Consider the following 5139-nt stretch of genomic DNA (forward strand, 5'->3'; position numbering starts at 1 on the left):
GTGACGGGTGCGAGTGGTTCGCTGGGCGGGCTGTTCGCGCGTCATCTGGTTACAGAGCATGGGGTGCGTCGTCTGCTGCTGGTGAGCCGTCGGGGCGTGTCGGCGGAGGGTGCTGCCGGGCTGTCGGCGGAGTTGGCGGGTCTGGGTGCCGAGGTCGTCTGGGCGGCTTGTGACGTGGCCGATCGTGCGGCTCTGGCCGCTGTGCTGGCCGGGATTTCGGCGGAGCATCCGTTGACCGCGGTGGTCCATACGGCCGGTGTGCTGGATGACGGTGTGGTCGGCTCGCTGACGGCCGGGCGGCTGTCGGCGGTGCTGCGCCCGAAGGTCGACGCGGCCTGGAACCTCCACGAGCTGACCCGTGAGATGGACCTGTCGGCGTTCGTGCTCTTCTCCTCCGCCGCTGGTGTCTTCGGTGGTGCGGGACAGGCCAACTACGCTGCGGGCAACGTCTTCCTGGACGCGCTGGCGGCCCACCGCCGGGCCCAGGGCTTGCCTGCGACTTCGCTGGCCTGGGGCCTGTGGTCCGAGGTCGGCGGTATGGGTGGCACGTTGGACGCCGGCGAGGTCTCCCGCCTTGGCCGCGGTGGCGTCGAGGCCCTGACGGCCGCCGAGGGCGTGGCGCTGTTCGACGCTGCGATGGCCGCTGAGGAGCCGCTGCTGGTGCCGGTGAAGCTGGATCTGGCCGCTCTGCGGGCCCAGGCGGGCATCGGCATGATCCCGCCGCTGCTGACCGGCCTGGTCCGTACGCCCGCCCGCCGGGCCGCGGCCACCACCGCCACGGGCACGGACGGCGGAGCGGAACTGCGCGAGCGCCTCACCGGCCTCGCACCCGCCGCGCGGGACGAAGCGCTGCTGGAGCTGGTCTGCTCGTACGTCGCCGGAGTCCTCGGCTTCGCCGGACCCGAAGCGGTCGACCCCGTACGGTCGTTCAGTGAGGTCGGCTTCGACTCGCTGACCGCCGTCGAACTGCGCAACCGGCTCGGCGGAGCCACCGGCGTCCGCCTCCCCGCCACCCTCGTCTTCGACTACCCGACGCCGACGGCGCTCGTGGAGTACCTGCGGGACGAGCTCTGGCAGGACGGCGCGGCAGCGGTACCCCCACTCCTCGCCGAGCTGGACCGGCTGGAGAAGACCCTCGTCACGTCGTCGCCAGACGACGCGGGCCGCGACCGCATCACCGAACGCCTCCAGGCCCTGCTGGCCGCCTGGAGCGAGGCCGGCGCCCTGGCCACCGGTTCCGACGGAGCCGACGTGGCCGAGGCCTTGGAGAGCGCGACCGACGACGACCTCTTCGACTTCATCGGCAAGGAGTTCGGCATCTCATGACCCGGCAGCTCCGCCCCGCCCCTTCCCACCACTCTGACTGTCTGGCTTCTGCACGAGGGATGCACGCATGAACGAGGAAAAGCTCCGGTATTTCCTGAAGCGGGTGACGGCCGATCTCCACGAGACGCGCCGCCGCCTCCAGGAGGTCGAGTCGGAGGAGCAGGAGCCGATCGCGATCATCGGGATGAGCTGCCGCTACCCCGGGGACGTCGAGTCCCCCGAGGACCTGTGGCGGCTGGTCTCCGGCGAGACCGACGCCGTCTCCCCCTTCCCGACAGACCGGGGCTGGGACACGGGGCGCCTCTTCGACGAGGACCCCGACGGGCGCGGCACGAGCTACGTGCAGGAGGGCGGCTTCCTGCACTCCGCCAACCGGTTCGAGCCCGAGTTCTTCGGGATCTCGCCCCGTGAGGCCCTGGCGATGGACCCGCAGCAGCGGCTCCTGCTGGAAACCTCGTGGGAGGCCTTCGAACGAGCGGGTATCGACCCGACCTCGATGCGCGGCAGCCGGACCGGCGTCTTCACGGGCGTCATGTACCACGACTACGCGTCCCGGCTGCGGGCCGTACCGCCGGAGGTCGAGGGCTACCTCGGCACCGGCGCCTCCAGCAGCATCGCCTCCGGCCGCGTCTCCTACACCTTCGGCCTGGAGGGACCGGCGCTCACCGTAGACACCGCCTGCTCCTCCTCCCTCGTCACCCTGCACCTCGCCATGCAGGCCCTGCGCAAGGGCGAGTGCTCGCTCGCCCTCGCCGGCGGCGTGACGGTCATGCCGACCCCCGGCACCTTCACCGAGTTCAGCCGCCAGCGCGGCCTGTCCTTCGACGGGCGCTGCAAGTCCTTCGCGGACGCCGCGGACGGCACCGGCTGGGGCGAGGGCGCGGGCATGCTCCTCGTGGAGCGGCTCTCCGACGCCCGCCGCAACGGCCACCGGGTGCTGGCCGTGGTCCGCGGCTCGGCCGTCAACCAGGATGGTGCGAGCAACGGCCTCACCGCCCCCAACGGGCCCTCGCAGCAGCGCGTGATCCGCCAGGCCCTGGCCGACGCCCGGCTCACCGCCGCCGACGTCGATGTGGTCGAGGCCCACGGCACCGGCACCACGCTGGGCGACCCGATCGAGGCACAGGCCCTGCTGGCCACGTACGGCCGGGAGCACACGGAGGACCGGCCGCTCTGGCTCGGCTCCATCAAGTCGAACATCGGGCACACGCAGGCCGCCGCCGGTGTCGCGGGCATCATCAAGATGGTGATGGCGATCCGGTACGGGCGGATCCCGAAGACCCTGCACGTGGACCAGCCGTCGACCAAGGTCGACTGGTCCGCGGGCGCGGTGTCGCTGCTGCGCGAGACGGTGGACTGGCCGGAGACCGGCCGCCCGCGCCGCGCCGCCGTGTCGTCCTTCGGCATCAGCGGCACCAACGCGCACACCATCATCGAGCAGGCCCCCGCCGCCGAGCCGGCCGAGCCCGCCGACGCCGTCGAACCCGTCGAGGCCGGCGAGACCGCCGCGCCGCGCCGTGTCGTCGTACCCCCCGTCCTGGTCTGGCCGGTCTCGGCCCGTACGGAGGAGGCCCTGCAGGCCCAGGCGGAGCGCCTGCTCACGCATCTGCGGGCCCACTCCGACCAGCGTGCCGAGGACATCAGCCGCACCCTGGCCGCCGGCCGCGCCGCCCTCGAACACCGCGCCGTCGTCCTGGCCGGCGACCGCAGCGACGCCCTGGCCGACCTCGCGGCACTGGCGTCCGGCGACACCGCCTCGACGCGGATCGTCCGGGGCGAGGCCGGGGCCCGGGGCAAGCTGGCCTTCCTGTTCACCGGGCAGGGCAGTCAGCGGCTCGGGATGGGGCGTGAGCTGTGCGATGCCTTCCCGGTGTTCGCGGACGCGCTGGACGAGATCTGCGCCCGCATGGACGCCGCACTCGAACTTCCGTTGAAGGAGGTGCTGTTCGGCGGGGATGCGGCCGTTCTGGATCGTACGGAGTATGCGCAGCCCGCGTTGTTCGCGGTCGAGGTGGCGTTGTTCCGGCTGCTGGAGTCGTGGGGTGTGAAGCCGGACTTCGTCGCCGGTCATTCGATCGGTGAGATCGCTGCCGCGCATGTGGCGGGTGTGTTCTCGCTGGACGATGCGTGCACGCTGGTTGCCGCGCGGGGTCGTCTGATGCAGGCGCTGCCGTCGGGTGGTGTGATGATCGCGGTGCAGGCGTCGGAGGACGAGGTGCTGCCGCTGCTGACCGACCGCGTCGGCATTGCTGCCGTCAACGGGCCCACGTCCGTGGTCATCGCGGGTGATGAGGATGCCGTGCTGGCTTCGTTCGCCGACCGCAAGTGGAAGCGGCTGACGGTCAGTCATGCCTTCCACTCGCCGCACATGGACGGGATGTTGGAGGACTTTCGCACAGTGGTGGAGGGCCTGTCCTTCGCCGCTCCGCGGATCCCGGTTGTTTCCAACCTGACTGGTGCCCTTGTCTCCGGCGAGATGGGTTCCGCGGAGTTCTGGGTGCGGCATGTCCGTGAGGGCGTTCGCTTCCTGGACGGTGTCCGGGTGTTGGAGGCCGCGGGCGTGACGACGTACCTCGAGCTCGGGCCCGACGGGGTCCTGTCGGCCCTCGCCCAGGGCTGTGTCTCCGGCGAGGGTGCCGCCTTCGCCCCCGCCCTCCGCAAGGACCGCACCGAGGCCGAGACCGTCACCGCGGCCCTCGCCCTCGCGCACGTCCGCGGCCTCGCCGTCGACTGGACCGCGTACCACTCCGGTACCGGAGCCGAGAGCGTCGACCTGCCCACGTACGCCTTCCAGCGCGAGCACTACTGGCTCGACACCGGCACCCTTGGCGCGGACGTCACCACCGTGGGTCTCCGTTCCGCCGACCACCCGCTGCTCGGCGCCTCGGTGACCCTGGCCGACGCCGATGGCCTCCTCCTCACCGGTCGACTGTCGGTGGCCACCCACCCCTGGCTCGCGGACCACACGGTCATGGGCTCCGTCCTCCTGCCCGGTACGGCCTTCGTCGAGCTGGCGCTGCGGGCCGGTGAGCAGGTCGGCTGCGACCTCGTCGACGACCTGACGCTGGCCGCACCGCTGGTCCTCCCCGAGGACGGCGGCATCGAGCTCCAGGTCACGGTCGCGGCACCCGACGCCTCGGGCCGCCGCTCCGTGGTCTTCCACTCCCGCGACGACCGCGCGGCGGCCGACGACCCGTGGGTGCGGAACGCGACCGCGGTCCTGGCCGAGCACGAGACCGAGCCGCGGGCGTTCGACCTCGCGGCCTGGCCGCCGGCCGACGCGGAGCCCGTGCCGGTGGACGGCCTGTACGACGTGCTCGCGGACTCCGGCTTCGGCTACGGCCCGGTGTTCCAGGGCCTGCGGGCCGCCTGGCGCCGCGGTGAGGAGGTCTTCGCCGAGGTCGCCCTCGACGGTGAAACCGCTCCGGAGGCCGCCTACTTCACGATCCACCCGGCCCTGCTGGACTCCGTGCTGCACGCCATCAACCTCGGCTCGCTGGTGGAGGACACCGGTCAGGGACGGCTGCCGTTCTCCTGGTCCGGCGTGTCCGTCCGCTCCACGGGTGCGGACGCCCTGCGCGTACGGCTCTCCCGGGCCGGCCGGGACGCGGTGCGGCTGGACATCGCCGACGCGGACGGTGCGCCGGTCGCCTCGGTGGACAGCCTGACCCTGCGTGCCTTCTCGCCCGACCAGCTCGGGCAGCGCACGGGTGCGTACGACTCCCTGTTCCGGGTGGAGTGGACGGCGGCGGCTGCGGCCGGGTCGTTTGACGACTGGTTGTTGCTGGGTGAGGGTGCGCAGGTGTTCGCGGA

General features: G+C 72.3%; 2 protein-coding genes. Both read left to right on the forward strand.

Annotated elements, in window-relative coordinates; genetic code table 11:
- Positions 1–1326, forward strand: a 1326-nt coding sequence (locus AB0I68_RS38665; RefSeq protein WP_363182131.1) for a beta-ketoacyl reductase, incomplete at its 5' end; no start/stop codon positions are given.
- A gap of 67 nt (positions 1327–1393) precedes the next feature.
- Positions 1394–5139 (forward strand): type I polyketide synthase (locus AB0I68_RS38670; RefSeq protein ID WP_363182132.1); only part of this gene is annotated, 3746 nt, incomplete at its 3' end.

Source organism: Streptomyces sp. NPDC050448 (assembly GCF_040655295.1).
GTDB lineage: Bacteria > Actinomycetota > Actinomycetes > Streptomycetales > Streptomycetaceae > Streptomyces.